This is a genomic window from Bradyrhizobium sp. NBAIM18 (genome assembly GCF_020193825.1).
Lineage (GTDB): Bacteria > Pseudomonadota > Alphaproteobacteria > Rhizobiales > Xanthobacteraceae > Bradyrhizobium > Bradyrhizobium yuanmingense.
Genome location: NZ_JADYVO010000005.1, coordinates 182,177 through 200,280 on the forward strand (window position 1 = coordinate 182,177; position 18,104 = coordinate 200,280).

18 protein-coding genes are annotated in these 18,104 nt (G+C 63.8%); 8 read left to right on the forward strand and 10 right to left on the reverse strand.

The annotated features are described in order from the left end of the window. Positions 1-135 precede the first annotated feature (135 nt). The 4 genes from I6F17_RS13910 to I6F17_RS13925 all read right to left on the reverse strand — a co-directional run bounded on the left by I6F17_RS13910 (position 136) and on the right by I6F17_RS13925 (position 5,133). Positions 136-951, reverse strand: a complete 816-nt coding sequence (locus tag I6F17_RS13910) for an IclR family transcriptional regulator (protein ID WP_036026695.1) — start codon at positions 949-951, stop codon at positions 136-138. 113 nt (positions 952-1,064) lie between these two features. Next, entirely contained in the window at positions 1,065-2,159 is a 1,095-nt protein-coding gene (locus I6F17_RS13915) for an extracellular solute-binding protein (protein ID WP_225124504.1), read from the reverse strand. 32 nt (positions 2,160-2,191) lie between these two features. Continuing rightward, entirely contained in the window at positions 2,192-3,982 is a 1,791-nt protein-coding gene (locus I6F17_RS13920; protein ID WP_225124505.1) for an ABC transporter permease subunit, read from the reverse strand. Beyond that, positions 3,979-5,133, reverse strand: coding sequence for an ABC transporter ATP-binding protein (locus tag I6F17_RS13925; RefSeq protein ID WP_225124506.1), 1,155 nt, complete (start codon positions 5,131-5,133; stop codon positions 3,979-3,981). The genes I6F17_RS13920 and I6F17_RS13925 overlap by 4 nt, the downstream gene beginning before the upstream one ends. Positions 5,134-5,374: 241 nt before the next feature. Here I6F17_RS13925 and I6F17_RS13930 point away from each other — a divergent pair, with 241 nt between their 5' ends. Genes I6F17_RS13930 through I6F17_RS13965 form a run of 8 tightly spaced genes read left to right on the forward strand, consistent with a single transcriptional unit; the run spans position 5,375 to position 13,130 of the window. Further along, on the forward strand, positions 5,375-6,184 hold the full coding sequence (locus I6F17_RS13930; RefSeq protein ID WP_128262920.1) for a CoA transferase: 810 nt from the start codon (positions 5,375-5,377) through the stop codon (positions 6,182-6,184). Beyond that, positions 6,184-6,942: a CoA transferase gene (locus tag I6F17_RS13935; RefSeq protein ID WP_225124507.1), complete on the forward strand. Its 759-nt coding sequence runs from the start codon at positions 6,184-6,186 to the stop codon at positions 6,940-6,942. The genes I6F17_RS13930 and I6F17_RS13935 overlap by 1 nt, the downstream gene beginning before the upstream one ends. Next, positions 6,939-9,248 (forward strand): molybdopterin-dependent oxidoreductase, encoded by a 2,310-nt coding sequence (locus I6F17_RS13940; RefSeq protein ID WP_225124508.1) that lies wholly within the window; start codon positions 6,939-6,941, stop codon positions 9,246-9,248. Before I6F17_RS13935 ends, I6F17_RS13940 begins: the two co-directional genes overlap by 4 nt. 14 nt (positions 9,249-9,262) lie before the next feature. Then, entirely contained in the window at positions 9,263-9,832 is a 570-nt protein-coding gene (locus I6F17_RS13945) for a peroxidase-related enzyme (RefSeq protein WP_036035803.1), read from the forward strand. Between the two features lie 21 nt (positions 9,833-9,853). Continuing rightward, on the forward strand, positions 9,854-10,618 hold the full coding sequence (locus I6F17_RS13950) for a hypothetical protein (RefSeq protein ID WP_225124509.1): 765 nt from the start codon (positions 9,854-9,856) through the stop codon (positions 10,616-10,618). Between the two features lie 19 nt (positions 10,619-10,637). Then, the gene (locus I6F17_RS13955; protein WP_225124510.1) at positions 10,638-11,330 is read left to right on the forward strand and encodes an L-fuculose-phosphate aldolase; all 693 of its coding nucleotides are present in this window, start codon (positions 10,638-10,640) and stop codon (positions 11,328-11,330) included. A gap of 32 nt (positions 11,331-11,362) precedes the next feature. Further along, positions 11,363-12,325, forward strand: coding sequence for a sugar kinase (locus I6F17_RS13960; protein WP_225124511.1), 963 nt, complete (start codon positions 11,363-11,365; stop codon positions 12,323-12,325). A gap of 58 nt (positions 12,326-12,383) precedes the next feature. Beyond that, positions 12,384-13,130 carry an SDR family NAD(P)-dependent oxidoreductase gene (locus I6F17_RS13965; protein WP_036035793.1) on the forward strand — a complete coding sequence of 249 codons (747 nt, stop codon included), beginning with the start codon at positions 12,384-12,386 and terminating at the stop codon, positions 13,128-13,130. Positions 13,131-13,157: 27 nt separating this feature from the next. On the opposite strand, the gene I6F17_RS13970 is transcribed toward I6F17_RS13965, so the two are convergent. Genes I6F17_RS13970 through I6F17_RS13995 form a run of 6 tightly spaced genes read right to left on the reverse strand, consistent with a single transcriptional unit; the run spans position 13,158 to position 18,094 of the window. Beyond that, positions 13,158-14,132, reverse strand: coding sequence for a tripartite tricarboxylate transporter substrate-binding protein (locus I6F17_RS13970; RefSeq protein ID WP_036035791.1), 975 nt, complete (start codon positions 14,130-14,132; stop codon positions 13,158-13,160). A 24-nt stretch (positions 14,133-14,156) separates the two neighbouring features. Beyond that, positions 14,157-14,873: a GntR family transcriptional regulator gene (locus tag I6F17_RS13975; RefSeq protein ID WP_050991723.1), complete on the reverse strand. Its 717-nt coding sequence runs from the start codon at positions 14,871-14,873 to the stop codon at positions 14,157-14,159. 23 nt (positions 14,874-14,896) lie between these two features. Beyond that, positions 14,897-15,637, reverse strand: coding sequence for an SDR family oxidoreductase (locus I6F17_RS13980; protein ID WP_225124512.1), 741 nt, complete (start codon positions 15,635-15,637; stop codon positions 14,897-14,899). Between the two features lie 24 nt (positions 15,638-15,661). Then, a complete protein-coding gene (locus I6F17_RS13985; protein ID WP_225124513.1) occupies positions 15,662-16,432 on the reverse strand; it encodes an SDR family oxidoreductase in 771 nt (256 codons plus the stop codon). Between the two features lie 16 nt (positions 16,433-16,448). After that, complete coding sequence (locus I6F17_RS13990; RefSeq protein ID WP_036011548.1) at positions 16,449-16,829, reverse strand: carboxymuconolactone decarboxylase family protein; 381 nt, start codon at positions 16,827-16,829, stop codon at positions 16,449-16,451. Positions 16,830-16,858: 29 nt separating this feature from the next. Further along, the gene (locus I6F17_RS13995; RefSeq protein ID WP_225190430.1) at positions 16,859-18,094 is read right to left on the reverse strand and encodes an ABC transporter substrate-binding protein; all 1,236 of its coding nucleotides are present in this window, start codon (positions 18,092-18,094) and stop codon (positions 16,859-16,861) included. Positions 18,095-18,104: the final 10 nt, after the last annotated feature.

An 18,104-nucleotide genomic window follows, 5' to 3' on the forward strand; every position in this document is an offset into this window, starting at 1 on the left:
GGGTAGGCAAACGGGAAAACGATGGGTCATGCCCACTTCCTGGCCGGGTATTCGGGTGCGGACCTCGATCTGAAGTCCGCGATGGACGAGCAGCGGCTGCTTCCGTTGCCCGGCACCAACGCCGTCCTGGAAAGATCAGGTGGCTCGTCGTGATTGATGTGACTGTCTAGGACCGCCTCGCATTGCTGGATATGCCGCCGGCCTACTGGAATAGCCGAGGGCAGCGCCGATGGTTCGGGCTGCCTCCATCACGTGAACCGAATATTCTTTTATCTGCTTGCGCTTGATGCGGCTGTCGGGGCCGGACATGCCAATCGCTCCCACGAGTTCGCCGGAACGACCGAGGATGGCACAAGCGCAGGCGGCGATGCCCTCGCGCCACTCGCCGTGCAGGACGGAGGAGTAGCCCTGCGCGCGTGCCAGCTCGATGTCCTCCCGCAGCTCCTCGATCGTCGTTCGCGTCGCTTCCGTGTAGCGCCTCAGATGCGGCCGGAACCGTTCCAGGTAGTCATCAGGCATATGTGCGAGCATCGCTTTGCCTGTCGCCATGGTGAAAGCGGGTGCGCGCATACCCACGCTTGTATGGGCGCGGATATGGTGAGCGCTTTCGATCTTGTCGACATAGACCACGTCGGTGTCCTCGAGCACCGACAGGTGAATGGTTTCGCCGGTGATCTCGGCAAGCTTCGTCATTGCCGGTCGCGCGACGTTGATGAGATCCATCCGGTGGATGACATGGCTGCCGAGCGCCCAGATCTTGGTCGTGAGCTCGTAGGTGCTGTGCGGCGGGATCTGGCGCACATAGCCTTGAGACTGCAAAGTCATCAGCAGCCGATGCACGTTGCTCTTGGTGAGCTTCAGCTCGCTCGCGAGGTCAGTGACGCCGCGGGGCTGCTCGCTCAGAGCAAGTGCTTCCAGGAGACGCAGTCCCTTGGTAAAAGCCTTATCCATCCACCAGCCAAAATAGAATGATATTTCACTCGATCTAGCATGGCCGCGCGAACGGCAATAGCCCGGGTGTGGAATTAACCCCGATCCTTTCGGATCGGGGCTGATCAGCCTGCTTACTGGGCCAGCAAGGCGTTGAGCTTCTCCTGCCCGTACTCTTCATTGGTGGAATTTCCAGCCGGCGAAGTCGCGCCCCAATAATCCGGGCTCCATTCGATCGCTTTCGAGACGTTGTCCGGGTTGTTGGCCCAGTAGCGCGCGAGCTTCTTGTCGGTCGCGGCCTCGAACACGACCTGGGAGGGAAGGGCGACCGGGAAGGTCGAGGTGAGCTGCGCCGCGCGCTTGGGCTCGAGCCGCCAGGACAGCAGTTTCAGCGCGTTGTCGTAGTTCGGCGCTCCCTTGGGAATCGAGAAGAAGTCGTAGTAGATGAAGCCCTGATTGAAAGTCAGCTCAATCGGGGCACCCTCCAGGGCGAGCTTGCTCATCGAACCGGTGTAGGCCATGCACATGTCGGCCTCGCCGTCGAGCAGGAGCTGCGGCGGCTGTGCGGATGTCGTCCACCATTTGGCAATGTGTGGCTTGATCTCCTTGACCTTCTTCAGCGCCCGCTCCATGTCGATCGGGTAGAGCTTGCTCTTCTCTACGCCGTCGGCCATCAGCGCCGCCTCGAAGACGAAACGCGGCCAGGCGGGCATGCAGCGCCGGCCAGGGAATTTCTTCACGTCCCAGAAGTCGGCCCAGCTAGTCGGCACGTTCTCGCCCTTGTACTTGTCCTTGTTGTAGACGAGGCCGACGCCGATCACCTGCAGTGCCACGCCCTTCTTGCGCTTCAGATTGTCCGGCATGGCCGCCAGCGTCTGCTTGGCCGCGTCGGAAAGCCTGGAATAGTCGATGTCGGCGAGACAACAGTCGCCGAGCAGCTTGGTCTCCTGGTCGAAGATGAACGTCAGGTCCCATTGAGCCTTGCCGGCCTCGGCCTGAGCCTTGATGCGTGGGCCGCTACGCGCCTCCTGGACGGTGACCACCTTAATGCCGGTCGCCTTCTCGAACGGATCGTACATGACCTTGCGCAATGCATCGCCATATCCGCCGCCCGGATCCTGCATGATCACGACGTTGCTCTGAGCCTGAGCCAGGCCCGTCCCCATCGCGATGCACAGGGCCGAGGCCAATACGGAAACCGACAGTCGCCAGCGTTTCATTCCCAGCATTTTCTCTTTCCTCCAGTTGAAATTGATCTGTGTCACGTTGCCTTGCGCGACGTGGCGAGAACGGGCCGTGCAAGGACGAGCCCTGCGACCACCAGCAGCACCTCCAGCGTCGAGACCACGGCCAGCACCGGATTGAGTCGGTAATTGATGTCGCCCCACAGCATGAGCGGGAGCGTCTTCAGCTCCGCGCTCGACAGGAACAGCGTCAGCACCAGCTCGTCGAACGAGTGCAGGAAGGCGAAGAATGTCGCGGCAGCGAGGCCCGGCATGATGGCCGGCAGCGTCACCAGGCGGAACACGGTCAGGGACGATGCGCCATGGACGGAAGCTGCCTGTTCGAGCCTGGTATCGACGCCTTGAAGCGATGCGGACAGGATCACCACGACGAGCGGAAGGCCGCCGATCGCATGCGCCGCGGCAAGGCCGAAGACGGAGCCGACCAGGTCGAAACGCAGGAACAGGCTGTAGAGCGACAGGCCGAGCACGACCGGAGGCACGATGATCGGACTTACGAGCAGCAGCATGATGGTGGACTTGCCGCGAATGCTGCTCCTGACGATGCCGAGGGCGGCCGACGCGCCCAGCACGATCGCGATTCCGGCCGACATCGCCGCGACGACCAAGGATGTCCAGAACGCCCGCATCCAGTTCGAATCGGAGAAGAACTGCTCATACCAGCGAAATGAGAAGCCCGGCGGCGGGAAGGTCAGATAGCTTGCGCTGCTGAAGGAAATGATCATCACCACGATGATCGGCAGGATGAGAACGGTAATGACCAGTCCGCCCAGAAGGCGAACTGTCCAGGTCCCGAAGCTCGCCGGCAGCCGCCCGAAAAGTCTCAGAAGCGGCCAGCCTATCAAGTCGGCAGCTGAGGCGCCGAAACTGCGGCGGCCGACATCGGCGGCGTGGCGCTCAGTCGTCGTCGGTGCGGCCTCGGTCAGCTTGCGGCCGCCCCAAATGAACTCGAAGCCGAGGAAGCGTCCGGCCACCGCGACCACCGCCAGCGTGATCGTCAGCAGCACCACGCCCAAGGCCTGCAGGAATCCCTCCGATGTGACCGAGTCCGCCTGCTGCGTGATATGCATGGCAAACATCTGGTCGCCGGGTCCCCCGAGCAGCGTGGGCGTAATGAAGAACCCGATCGCTGCGACGAAGACCAGCAGGAAGCCGGCGCCCATCCCGGGTAGGGTCAGCGGCAGCAACACGCGCCAGAACGCCGCAATGGGCCCGGCGCCGCTGGCCAGCGCCGCGCGGGTCAGGCTTTGATCGAGGCGCGCCACGCTGGAATAGATCGTCAGCACCATCAGCGGCAGAAGCACCGCGGTCATGCCGAGAAGCACCGTGCCGCGATTGAAGAGGAGCTGCACCGGCTCGCTCAATATTCCGACCGAAACCAGCAGCTTGTTGACCGGTCCGTTGCGGCCGAGCAGGACCATCCAGGCGTAGGTCCGGATCAGGATGGCGATGAAATAGGGCAGCACGATCGCGGTCGCGATCAGGGCCTGGGTCATGCCGCGGCTGCGGTGAATGAGCAGCGCCGTCGGATATCCGAACAGCAGGCACAGTCCGGCGACGGTGACCGAGATCTGCATCGTACGGACGAGCGAATCCCAATAGAGCGGTATGGCGAATACCCGCTCGAAATAGGTCGACCACGACGGCCCGCTAACGCTGATGCGGATGAGATCGATCAGCGGGAGCAGATAGATGAAGGCCAGAAACGCGAGCGCGGGCAGGAGCAGCAGCGCCGGATCCTTCAACCTCCTGACGAGATCGAGATCCGCAGGACGGCCTGCCTGGGCGCCGATCGATGCCGCGGTCATGCAAGCACCCAGCAGTCCGCGGCGCCCCAGCTCACGTGCAGACGATCGCCGACGGCCGGCAGCGGCCGGTCGGCCATGTCGGTGCAGCGGATCAGGAGAGGATCTCCACCCTCCATTTGCGCCTCGATCCGCAGGATCTCGCCGAGGAAGATCGCAGACGTGACGCTGACGGGCGTGGAATTCGCAGCCGGCTCGTTCGACACGGCGATGCGTTCCGGACGCACGAGCACGGTTGCGCGTCCGACGTCGATCGTGTCCCGGCTTTCGGCGCTGAACACGTATCCTGCACGGTTCTTCATCGTCAGTGTCGATCCGCGCTTCTGCAGGATCTCGGCCTCGATCAGATTGCTCTCGCCGACGAACGAGGCGACGAAGCGATCTGTCGGATGCCGGTAGATGTCCAGGGGGCGGCCGATCTGAACGATCTTGCCAGCGTTGAGTACCGCGATGCGATCGCTCATCGTCAGGGCTTCGCCCTGGTCATGAGTGACGAACAGGATCGTGCTGCCGATGGTCTGGTGAAGGTCGCGGATCTCGATCTGGATCTGTTCGCGCAACCTCCGGTCGAGGGCGCTGAGGGGCTCGTCCATCAGCACGACCTTGGGCTTCCTGACGATGGCGCGGGCAATCGCGACGCGCTGCTGCTGTCCACCCGACATTTGCGAGGGAGACTTCGTCGCATGCTCCGTCAGCCGCATGATCTCCAGCGTTTCGGCGACGCGCCGCTCCGCAGTCGCCCGGTCGACCCCTGCCATCCGAAGCGGAAACGCGACGTTCTGGCTGACCGTCATGTTCGGAAACAGCGCGTAGCTCTGGAACACCATGCCGAAGCCGCGCTTGTGCGTGGGTACGTTGTGGACCGGCTTGCCGTCGACGAGGATCTCGCCGCTGTCGAGGCTCTGGAATCCGGCGACAAGGTTGAGCAGCGTCGTTTTTCCGCTGCCGGATGGGCCAAGAAGCGTGATGAACTCGCCGGGCTCGATGTCGATGCTGATCCGGTCGACCGCATGAAAGTTGCCGTAAGCTTTCACCGCTTCACGGACGGCAATGCTCGATCCGAACGCGTCGCGGTCCCGGAGGCGGCCGGTCGGCAATGTCCGAACGTTCGCATCGCCAGAGCGCATCGCACGCTGAGCCGAAGGCTCGCCCATTCTATCCTCCCAGTATGTTCTATATTATAGAACGTCATTCCAATTATTGTTGGAGCAGCGCGTCGTCTTGTCAAGTCGCGCCGCCTGATCGCGGCGCAAAGGTGCGCTGCTGCGGCCGGCTGCGCGCGAAAGTCCTGGAAATGAAGGCTCCGCCGGCGAAGCCAGATTGACAGCATCGTCCAAATCCGCCTAACATAATTTGGAATTGCGTTCTACAATATAGAACAAAGCCGGGAGGATGATGGTGTTGAGCGAGCCTCGCGTCATGGCGAAGCACATCGAGCCGGGCATGCGCGTCGCGCTGCCCGTCGATTACGCCGGCGTCTCCATGGCCATGACGCGTCCAATGATCGAGCATGGCGCGGGCGATCTCGATCTGGTCTGCGTGCCAACCGGCGGATTGCAGCTCGACCAGCTTGTCGGCGCAGGTCTGGTCCGGACGGTGGAGACCAGTGCGGTCTCGCTGGGCGAAGCAGGTGGAGCGCCCCGGTTCAACGCGGCGGTCAAGGAAGGCGCGGTTCGACTGAAGGACGCGACCTGTCCTGCCATCCATGCGGGCCTGATGGCGGCGCAGAAGGGCAGCCCCTTCATGCCCCTTCGCGGGCTGATCGGAACGGATCTGCTGCGCCACCGCGACGATTGGCGTGTCGTCGACAATCCGCTGGCGGATGGAGGCGATCCGATCGTGCTGATTCCCGCCATCAAGCCTGACGTCACGATCTTCCATGTGCCGATGGCTGATCGCTTCGGCAATGTCTGGATCGGGCGACGCCGCGAGCTTGCCGCAATGGCCTACGCTTCGCAGACAGTTCTCGTCACGGTGGAGCGCATCGTCGAGGAAAATCTGCTCGCCGACGAGATGAGCGCGGCCGGCGTGCTGCCGGCACTCTACGTCACGGCAGTCGCGCGCGCACCGAAGGGCGCATGGCCATACGGTTTATGGGGCGAGTATCCCGCCGATAGCGCGGAGATCGCGCGTTATGCGAAGGCCGCGCGAACGGCCGATGGCTTCTCGGCCTATATGGCGCAGGCGCAGATGGAGCCCGCGTGATGTCGGACGTTCTCCCTCGCGAAGTGCTGATTTGCACGATCGCGCGGCTGCTCGATGGCGTCAGGCATGTTGCCGTAGGCGCCTCCTCTCCGATTCCTGCCGCCGGCGCGATGCTGCTGCGTGCAATGAAGGAGGCGCGTGGCGCCGTTGGTCCACGCATCTCCATCCTCGGTTCTGTCGAGCATAATTTCTTCACCAACGGTTCGGCGGAGCTGTTCGATTGTGCAGGTCAGGGCCGGATCGACGCGTTCTTCCTCGGCGGCGGCCAGATCGACGGCCTTGGCAACGTGAACCTCGTCGGCACCGGTGACTATCCGCGCTCCAGCGTGCGCTGGCCCGGCTCGTTCGGGTCGGCCTATCTCTATTTCGTCGTGCCGCGGGTCATCCTGTTCCGCGAGGAGCATACGCCGCGCGTCTTCGTCGAGAAGGTCGACTTCATCAGTGCCCCCGGCGTCAGTCCCGAGGGAGTCTTCCGGAGCGGCGGCCCCGTGGCTCTCTTGACCGGCAAGGGACTCTTTCGATTCGACAAGACGCGGCCGGGGTTCGAGCTGGAGAGTGTTCACCCCGGGCACGATCTTGCGGAGATCAAGCAAGCGACCGGCTTTCGATTCGAGCATGACGCCGAGCCGCGGCAGACCGCGCTGCCCGATCGATCGACACTCGACGTGCTCCGCGGCCGCGTGTTCGACGAACTCGCCGAGACCTATCCCGAATTCGCCGCGCAGATGCGGCGCGAACTTGGAGCGGTGGACGCATGAGCAGGATCAAACGGATCCCGCATTGCAGCCATTGGGGTGCGTACACGATTCTCGTCGAGGATAATCGCATCGTGGGCGTCGAGCCGTTCGAGCACGATCCGGCGCCTTCCCCGATCATCCATTCCATTGCCGAATGGGCCAATCCCGAACGGCGCGTGCCGCGGCCGATGGTTCGTTCCGGCTGGCTGGACAAGCGCGAAAACAGCGATCGCCGCGGGCGTGGCCGAGAGAAGTTCGTCCCTGTCAGTTGGGACGAGGCGACAACGCTGGTTGCCGACGAAGTGCGCCGCGTCGCCGACACGTTCGGGAACGCATCGATCTTTGCGGGCTCCTATGGTTGGACGAATTCGGGGCGCCTGCATCATGCCTCTTCGCTTCTGAAGCGCATGCTCAATCTGGTCGGCGGCTTCACCCGGCACGTCGATACCTATTCCATCGCGGCGGGTCCGGTCATCCTGCGCCACACCCTGGGCAGTGACGACGCGTGCGGCGGCCGTGCCAATACGCTCGACACGATCGCGCAGCACACCGAGACGCTGGTGGTGTTCGGCGCTCTGTCGCCACGAACCGCGCAAAACGAGGCCGGAGGAATAGGCAGCCACCGCCTCGAGACTTATCTCAGGAAGATTGTCGAGCGTGGCGTCAAGGTCATCCACGTCTCGCCGCTGAAGGACGATCTGCCGGACTGGGTCGATGCCGAATGGTGGCCGATCCGGCCGAACACCGACACGGCGCTGATGCTCGGCCTCGCCGGCGAGATCGTGAAGGCCGGCCGGCACGACACGGATTTCCTTGCGCGCTGCACCAGCGGCGCGGATCGTCTTCTTCGCTATCTCGAAGGCAAGGCGGATGGCGGACGAAAGGACGCCTTGTGGGCCGCCGGCATCTGCGGGCTCGGTGCAGGCCAGATTGCCGAGCTCGCAAGGCGCCTGGTCGACACGCGGAGCATGTTGACGGTGAGCTGGAGTCTGCAGCGTGCCCATCACGGCGAACAGCCGTTCTGGGCGGCGCTCGGACTGGCCTCAATGATCGGCCAGATCGGGCTGCCGGGCGGCGGTGTCGGCTACGGCTATGCTTCGCTGGGAGGCGTCGGGGCCCCGCTCAATCTCGGCAAGTCTCCAGCCATTTCACAACTGAAGAGGCCGATCGACAGCTTCATCCCGGTGGCGCGCATCAGCGACATGCTGCTCAATCCCGGTCGGCCATTCAGCTATGAAGGCGAAATCCGCTCCTATCCGGATACAAGGCTGGTCTATTGGGCGGGCGGCAATCCCTACCACCATCATCAGGATCTCAACCGCCTGTCGGAAGCCTGGACGAGGCCCGAAACGATCATCGTGCAGGACCCGATGTTCACCGCGACAGCCCAACGGGCCGACATCGTGCTGCCGGCGACCACGTCGATCGAGCGTAACGATCTTGCCGGCAACAGGCGCTCCGACTTCATCCTGGCCATGAAGAAGGCCATCGAGCCGCTGGGCGAAGCCCGCTCCGACTTCGATATCTTCAACGCGATTGCAGGCAAGCTCGGTGTGGCCGAGCGCTTCAACGAAGGCCGCGACGAAATGGGTTGGGTCCGGCATCTCTACGAAGCCTGCCGCGACGACGCCTCGAAGCGATTTGGTTTCGCCATGCCGGAGTTCGATGCGTTCTGGGAATCCGGCTATGCCCACTGCCCGGTCAAGGCAGACCACACGTTCCTGGCCGACTTCCGCAACGAGCCCGAGGAACACCCGCTCAACACCGAAAGCGGGAAGATCGTGCTCGGCAGCAAGACGCTTGCCAGGCTCGACTATCCCGACTGCCGCTCGCATCCTGCCTGGATCGAGCCCGCCGAATGGCTCGGCACTGCAGAAGCTGGCCAAATGCACCTCATCTCGCATCAGCCGGCCGGCCGTCTTCACAGCCAGCTTGAAACCGGCCCATCGAGCCGCGCCATGAAACGCAATGGCCGTGAACAGGCCCGTCTTCATCCTGACGACGCGGCTGCTCTCGGCATCGTCGACGGCCAGACGATCCGCATCTGGAACGACCGTGGGGAATGCCTTGCGACGGCAGAGGTCAGCGACGAGGTCCGCCGGTGCGTGCTTGTGCTCCCCACCGGCGCCTGGTTCACACCGACCGGCAATAGCGGCCTCGAGGTCGCCGGCAATCCGAACGTGCTCACGCTCGACATCGGCACGTCTCAATTCGGCCAAGGCTGCTCTGCGCACACCTGTCTCGTGAGGGTCGAGCCTTGCCCCGCCGACCGGCGCGATGCGTTCGAAGCCTATCAGGAAACGCTCGCCGCGCTCGCGGCTGTTTAACAGGAGCTTGGACCATGTCCGCAACCGCGATCAGCCGCTTTCCCGTTCCCGATATCGCGACGCTTCCTACGGATATCCGCGCGCGGATCGAGGCCGTTCAGGAGAAGTCTGGATTCGTCCCGAACGTCTTTCTGACACTCGCGCATCGTCCGGACGAGTTCCGGGCGTTCTTTGCCTATCACGACGCTCTTATGGACAAGCCCGGGCCGATCACCAAGGCCGAGCGCGAGATGATCGTGGTCGCGACCAGCAGCGCCAATCAATGCCAGTACTGCGTGGTCGCGCACGGCGCCATCCTGCGCGTGCGGGCGAAGAATCCGCTGATTGCGGACCAGGTCGCCGTCAACTACCGCAAGGCCGATATCACCGCGCGGCAAAGGGCGATGCTCGATTTCGCGATGAAGGTCTCGGCACGCGCCTATGAGGTGGACGATTCCGACCTCGTGGATCTCAAGGGACATGGATTCACCGAGGACGACGTCTGGGACATCGCAGCCATCGCTGCATTCTTCGGCATGTCGAACCGCCTGGCCAACGTCACCAGCATGCGTCCGAACGACGAGTTCTTCGCGATGGGACGCTAAACGCCGCGAACGAGAGCTGCAATGGTATCGCTGGTCATCGACAGGCGCTTCCGGGGCCCACCCAACTCCGGCAACGGCGGTTATGTATGCGGATGTCTCGCAAGGCACGTCAGTGGAGACGCCGAAGTGACGTTGCGCGCCCCGCCGCCGCTGGAGCGGTCGCTCGACGTGTTGACGGGGGCCGACGGCGGGATCGAGTTGCGCGAGAGCGGCAAGCTGCTCGCGACGGTGCGTGCAACAGACATCGAAGTGCCGGACGTTCCCAGGGTAAGCTACGAGGCGGCCGAAGAGGCGGCCGGCCGAACACCCTACGACGAGCAGACCCATAACCTTCCGACTTGTTTTGTCTGTGGCCCCGCGCGTGGTCACGGCGATGGTCTGCGCATCTTCGCAGGCCCGCTGCGGGCCGGCGCCGTCCCGGGCAAGCCCGTCGTGTTCGCGGCGTCCTGGGTGCCTCATGGCAGTCTGTCCGACGAGGACGGCCATGTCGCGCCCGAATTTGTCTGGGCCGCGCTCGATTGCCCGACCGGCTATTGCAGCGTGGGCGCCCGTCACCTCGGGCTGAACGGTGACGAGACGGCCCTGCTCGGACGCATGGCCGCGCGGATCGATCGCTTACCGCGTCCCGGAGATCGATGTGTGGTGGTGGCGTGGCCGACGGGGCGGGAAGGCCGCAAGCTCTTTGCCGAAAGCGCTTTGCTCGATGCAGAGCAGGAGGTGCTGGCGACCGCCCGAGCCACCTGGCTGTTGGTCGACCGTCAGGTCCAGCTCGGAGCAAGTGCATGAACGTGGGTGGAAGCAAGGTATGACCAGCCGCGAAGCAGAGCTCGAACTTCGTCAATCCATCATCGACGCGTGCCGCGAGATGGCGGCGCAAGGCATCAACCAGGGAACGTCCGGAAACATCAGCGTTCGAGCCGACGACGGCATCCTGCTGACGCCGTCCGGTCTTCCCTACGACCGCATGAAGCCCGAAGACATCGTGGCCATGAAGTGGGACGGCTCATGGACTGCATCGGCCGGCAATGTTCCGTCGACCGAATGGCGTTTTCACCTCGACATCCTCAAGTCGAAGCCCGAGGTCGGCGCCGTCGTTCACGCCCATCCGGTCTTCTGCACCATCATCGCGATCATGAATCGCTCGATCCCTGCGATTCACTACATGATTGCCGCGGCCGGCGGCAACGACATCCCCTGCGCACCCTATGCGCAATATGGTACGGCCGAACTGTCGCAGGCGGCCCTGAACGCGCTTCGCTATCGCCGCGCCTGCCTCCTCGCACATCACGGGCTGATCGCCATCGGTCCCAACCTGCGCAAAGCCTTGTGGCTCGCGGTGGAGGTCGAGGTGCTCGCCAAGCAGTATCACGGCTGTCTTCAACTCGGCTCTCCTCCGCTGCTACCGGACGAGGAGATCGACAGCATCCTGAAGCGATGGGGGCAGTACGGCCTGCGCGATAGCGAGGGCAAGCCAAAGATTACCCAGCTGTCGAGCTAGATCACGAATAATCCCCTGCCTTGCGAGAACTCATGGCCTACACTCACGACGTCAGCGTCTGCGGCACTTACATCCTGGATATTCTCGGGGTCCCCGTTACCGAGATCCCACCCGGAGGTGGCCGGTTGCTGATCGAGGAAATCCGGCTCGCGGTCGCCGGCACGGCCGGCGGAACGGTCGTTCCTTGCGCGCGGCTCGGCTTGAAGGCGCTCGCGGTTGGTGCCGTCGGCTCCGACGAGAAGGCTGATTGGATGCTGAACGCGCTGGAGCGCGAAGGCATCGATATCTCTCTGATGGAGCGAATGACCGGCGCTCCAACCTCTGCAACGATTTTGCCGATCCGGCCCGACGGCTCGCGTCCGGTCCTGCATGCGAGGGGCGCCTCAGCCCGCTGGCGGATCGCGCCCGAAACGCAAGTAGCCGCATGCCGGAGCAAAATTCTCCATCTCGGCGGGGTCGGCTCTCTGCTTGCGATGGACGGAGCGCCTTCCGTCGCATTGCTTCAGGACGCGAAAGCCGCTGGTTGCACGACGACGCTCGATCTCATCCAGGCGCGGCGTGAAACGCTGGCACTGGTCGAGCCGCTGCTGCCCTATGTCGACTTCTTCATGCCGAGCATCGATGAGACCAGTGCCATGGTCGGAACCGACGATCCAGCCTCGTGCGCGCGGTTCTTCATCGACAAGGGAGCGGGGGCCTGTGCTATCTCTCTCGGCGCCGACGGCTCGTTCGTGATGACCCGCGACGGACGCCAGTTTACGGTGCCGGCGTTCGACGTTGCCGTTCGCGATACGTCGGGATGCGGCGATTCCTATACGGGCGGCTTCATCGCGGGGCTGGCTCGCGACTGGGACCTGCTCGATTGCGCCAAGCTTGCGACCGCGACGGCCGCGATCGTCGCGACGGGGCTGGGTTCGGGCGCCAATCTCGTATCCTTCGAGGAGACCGTGAAGGCCATGAACACCTTGCCAGTCCGCAAGCCGGCTCGCGCCTGATCTTTTCAACGCCGGTAAAGAACCAACATTCATTGGAAATAACAGGGGAGAACGCAACATGGCCCGACATGCGATCGTGACGGGGGCAAGCCGCGGCATTGGCCGCGCGATTGCCACTGGCCTTGCCAGGCGAGGCTACGATCTCGCGCTGACCGACATCGCGGCCCAGGAGAAGGTTCTGCTCGAGACCGTCGCAGAGGTCGGCAAGCTTGGCGGCCGCTGCATCCCGGTGCTGGGCGACGTCAGCGATATCGGCGATTGCAGGCGTGCGGTGGCTGAAGCCGTCCAGGGTCTCGGGCACGTCGATGTCCTCGTCAACAATGCGGGCATCCTCAGGCTGGCGACCATCGACGAGCTGACGACGGATACATGGGATCAGACCTTCGCCGTCAACACGCGCGGCGTCTTCCAGATGACCCAGGCCGTGGTGCCACATATGAAGGAGCGCAAATACGGGCGGATCGTCAACATTGCCTCGCTCGCCGCTCGAACGGGCGGTCCGGGACAGTCCCACTATGCTGCATCGAAGTCGGCGGTGGTCGGCTTCACCCGGGTGTCGTCCATGGAGTTCGGCGGCTACGGCATCACGGTCAATGCCGTATGCCCGGGCATCATCGTGACTGAGATGGGGATGAACAATCTCCGCGACCCCGAGCGTGTCGCCTATTTCGAGAAGGTCACGGACCTGCACCGGCTCGGGCAGCCGGAGGACGTCGTCGGGCCCGTTGCGTTCTTTGCGTCTGACGATTCTGCGTTTGTGACCGGCCAAGCCCTCAACGTGGACGGAGGCATCTTCTACAGTTAGAAACGGGGTCGATCCGCTCTAGCTAACCTATTGCGGCTCGATGCCGGCTGCCTTGATGATCCTTCCCCATTTGCCGATCTCAGCCCTGAGAAAGGCTTCAAGGGCTTCCGGCGTCGCGCGTTCGGGTTCAACCGGGGACATGCTGAGCTCACCAAACCGATTGATCAGGGGGGGATCCTTCAGCGCGGTCTGCAGCGCGCCGACGAGTTGGTCGACTACGGGCTTCGGCGTGCCGCGCGGGGCGTAGAGGCCATACCAGGTCGTCACGTCGAACGTGGGAAGGCCGGCCTCGGCCGAGGTCGGCACGTTCGGCAGCGTTGCAACCCGCTTCTTGCTCGTGATCGCGTAGCCCTTGATCGTGTTCGACTGAATATAAGGCGTCGGCCCGGTTGCAGGGTCGCAATAAACGTCGATGTGGCCGGCGATGACGTCGTTCAGCGCCGGGCCCCCGCCCTTGTAGTAGATCGGGGTGAGCTTGGTATCGGTGGTGCTCATGAACATCAAACCGCAGAGCTGTGAGGCCGAGCCGAGACCGACATTGCCGAAGGTGATCTTGTCGCCGGCATTGCGGATCTGCGCGATGAGCTCGTTGAGATCCTTGGCTGGAAAGTTCGGCCGCGCCACGAGGATCATCGGGACGTCGGTGACGAGCCCGATCGGGGCGAAATCGCCGACCGGATCGAACGGCAGCTTGGCGTAGAGGGCCGGCGCGGTGGCCTGGCCGACATGCATCAGCAGCAGCGTGTAGCCGTCGGCGGCCGCCTTGGCGACACGGTTGGTGCCGAGCGTGCCGCCGGCGCCGACGACGTTTTCGATCACGATCGACTGTTTCAGCGTCGCACTCATCGCGCCGCCGAGGATGCGTGCGATCACGTCGCCGGGACCGCCAGCTGAGAACGGCACGATCATCGTAACCGGGCGGGTGGGGTAGTCTTCCGCAATGGCTGCGCGGCAGGGATAGAGCAGGACAAACAGGATCAGCGATCGTACGAGATACGTCATCGAACACTCCCTGGCGGCAATGTTTTAGTCGTCGGAAGGCGCCGCCTCCTTGGCTGCCGACGATTTTTCGATCATGTCGAGCGCGGCCACCGCAGCCGCATTGATGTGGTCGACGCAGCAGCGCTCGGCGAGGTCCGCATCGCCGTTCTGGATCGCGCGCCAGATCGCGGTAACCTCGCGCAAACTCTTGTTGATCCGCTTCGGCTGCGACATCGAGGTGATCCGCAACAGCTGGATTCGGTCATGCAGCGGCTTGAGCATGCGCTCGATGAACGCGTTGCGGCAGCCACCGATCAGAGCAGCGTAAAAGTCGGTCTTGGCTTCCAGGCATCCGACGAGGTCCTGCTTGGCTGCGGCTGCCTTCAGCCGGGTCAGGGCTTCCCCGATCCGGCGAGCCACTTCCGGGTCGTGAAGCCTGGCGCATTCACGGCCGGCGAAGCCTTCGAGCACCGCGCGGGCGGCGTAGAGCTGCCGGGCCTCCTCCAGGCTGATCGTGGAGACCACGGGGCCGCGGTGAGGGACCGTATTGACCAGCCCGTCGGCCTCGAGGGCGCGTAGTGCTTCGCGGATCGAGGGGCGGCTGACGCCCATCATCTCGCAGAGCTCGCGCTCGACCAGGCGCTGGCCCGGTTTCAGCGTGCCGGACATGATCGCCTCGCGCAGCTTTTGCGCCACCATCGCTCGGACGGTCGGTACGTCATCGATGCGGAGTGTCGACTGCAATTCGCGGCGTCTTTCCATGTCCGGGCCTTGGTTGGAATGATTCAATACCGGTTTACAGGCAGAATCATCATTTCGGCAATTTGAACGTGGGCGGGCTGATCCAGGGCGAACACGATCGAGCGGGCGATGTCGGCCGGCTCGAGCGCCATCCTGAACTGGTCGAAATAGTCCTTTTCCTTCTGCTTGTCGCCGCGGTAGCGGGTCAGGATGATGTTGGTCCTGGTCAGGCCGGGCTGGAGCTCGGTGACCCGGATCGCGGTGTCCGCCAGCTCGCCCCGGAGGGTCTCGGTGAACATGTGCACGCCGGCCTTGCTGGTGCTGTAGGCCGCCATATCCGGGATTATACGGACGGCGTTGATGGAGCTGATGTTGACGATATGGCCGGCGTTGCGCTTGACCATGTCGGGGAGGATCGCGCGGGTGACGCGCATCAGGCCGATCAGGTTGGTCTGGATGATGTTGGACCAGTCGTCGGCGGAGCCGGAGTCGAAACGCGTCCGCCCGCCGATGTCATGGCCTGCATTGTTGATGAGAACATCGACCGGCCTGAAATGAGCAGGAATGGCCTCCGGCAGACTATCCACGTCCCGGGAATCGCTGACGTCGAGCTGAATCGGAAACACCTTGTCGCCGACGGTGGCCGCCAGCTGCTGAAGCGCCTTGGCGTCACGATCTACCAGCACGACGCGGCGGCCGCTGTCCAGCAGCGCCTTGGTGATGGCGCGTCCCATGCCGCCGGCAGCGCCGGTCAGGACGACGGTCTGGCCTGGTTGTTCGGTCATCTCAGCACTCCCATTCCAATGCTCTCATGCGATTGACCAGCCGCCGTCGATGGGCAGGCTGGCGCCGGTGATGTCATTTGCCGCGGTACCGCAGAGAAAGACGGCCATGGCGGCGACCGCATCCATTTCGACGAAGCGCTGCGTCGGCTGGCGCTCGCCAAGATATTCGCGGGTCACGTCATCGACGGGGCGTCCGCTATTCGCTGCCATCGTCGCGATCTTGTTCAGGATCGCCGGCGTCGGCAGCGTACCCGGGCAGAGCGCGTTGCAGGTGATTCCGCTGCGGGCGGTCTCGATGGCCACCGCGCGGGTCATTCCCAGAATTGCCGCTTTGGTCGTGACGTAGTCAATGCGATCTTCGACCGCGCGGCTCGAATAGATCGAGCCGATATTGATGATCCGGCCCCAGCCGTGCTGCTTCATCGCGGGCAGCGCAAGGCGGATCAGGTGGAACGGCGCCGACAGATTAACAGCGAGCGCCTGGTCCCAGCGATCGGGTGGAAACTGCTCGATCGTCGAGAAATGCCTGACAACGGCGTTGTTGACAAGGATGTCGATGGCTCCGCAGCGGTCGAGCAGGCCGACCATCATGCTCTCGATGTCGTGGCGCCCGGACAGATCGGCAGCGGCGGGGATGACCTCGACGCCGAAGCGGGCGCTGAGGTCGTCCGCGGGCTGCTTCGGCGCAACGAGGTCGTGCAGGACAATGTTGCAGCCCGCGCCGGCCAGGCCTTCCGCGATGGCGAGGCCAAGGCCTGCGGTCGCGCCGGTCACGAGTGCCCATTTGCCCTTCATCGCAGCCTGCCCGCTCTTATTTCTTGTCGAGCTCGGCGAAGACTTCCTTCGCGTTGCGGAACGCGTCCACGCCGGCCGGCACGCCGCAATAGATCGCGACCTGCATGAAAACCTCGCGGATCTCCTCTTTGGTCGCGCCATTGGCGAGGGCGCCGCGGACGTGGGTCTTCAGCTCGTGCGGACGGTTGAGCGCGCAGAGCATCGCCAGATTGAGGAAGCTGCGCGTCTTTCGCGTCAGCCCTTCGCGGCCCCAGACGTAACCCCAGCAATACTCGGTGGTCAGATCCTGCATCGGGCGGTTGAACTCGTCGGCTGACGCGATCGCCTTGTCGACGAACTCGCTGCCGAGCACGCTTTTGCGGATTTCGAGGCCGCGGTCGTAGGTCGCCTTGTCCATTCTGTTCTCCGTTTCGCTTTCGAGCGGTATCAGGTCTTGGGCCAGAACGGCTTCGCCAGCGCGAGCTCGGGCGGGAACACCGTCACCGGCACGCCGGATTGCCACTGCACGATGGTCATGCCGGCGCCGACGCGGCGGCCTTTCTGGTCGAACTTGATTTCGCCGAGCGGGTAATATTTCGAGGGACCCGCATCCATGGTGCGCAGCGCTTCGCCGACGGCAACGCGGTCGGCCTTGCCGGCCTTCTCCAGCGCGTCCTTGATCACCCACATGTCGCCATAGGTGGAGATTGCATTCTGCGTCATCCACGGCTCCTTGTAGCGGGTCTTCAACTCGGCGATCAGCGCCTCGTGGCCCTTGGCGCCCCAGCTCGCAACGCAGGTCAGGACTCCCTGGAGCAGTTCCGGGCTCACGGTCTGCAGCATGTCAGGCTCGGCGATGGCGATGCCGAACGAGATGGTCGGCACCCTGCCCTGGCCGAGGCCGAACTCGTTCATCTTCTCAAGCAGCAATTTTGCGTCCGAGATCACGGTCGGCAGGAAGAAGAGCAGATCGGGCTTGGCCGAGCGAATCTTCTGAACCAGCGACGTCGCGTCCGCCAGCGGCGGCGTGAAGGTCTCGTCCACGATCAGCTGCAGCTGGTTCTCTGCCAGCAGGCCCTCGCGCATCGATTTCGCCGAGGCGATCGACGCGGCCGTGTTGTCGGTGAGGATCGCGACCGTCTTCGGCCGCTTGCCCGATGCCGTCTCGGCCAGCTTGATGATTTGCGGCAAGGCCTGACGGGCCTGTGAGGCTGCCGTGGCCGAGGTCTGGAACACGTATTTGAAGCCGCGATCCGTGATCAGATCGGAGTAGGAGAGGGTGAGGACGGGCAAGTTGGCGCGTTCCGTGACCTCGGTGACCGCGAGCGTGAAGGATGACAGGTAGGCGCCGCTTGCCGCGACCAGGTCGCTCTCCTGCGCCACCATACGCTGGGCGGCGTTCTTGGCCTTCTCGGTGGTGTCGCCGGAATCGAGCACCACGAGCTTCAGCTTGGCGCCGCCGAGCGCCTTGACTCCGCCTTGCGCGTTGATGTGCTCGACGGCCATCTCGGCGCCCTGACGCATCACCGTGCCGGGACGGGCGTAGATGCCGGAGATCGGCACCAAGAGGCCGACTTTCACCTCAGATGGCTGCTGGGCCCAGGCACGGGATGCGATCAGCGTGCCGGACGCACCCGCAAGCAGTGTTCGACGGGTGATCCTGATCTTGCTCGTTGTTCTCATGACAATCCTC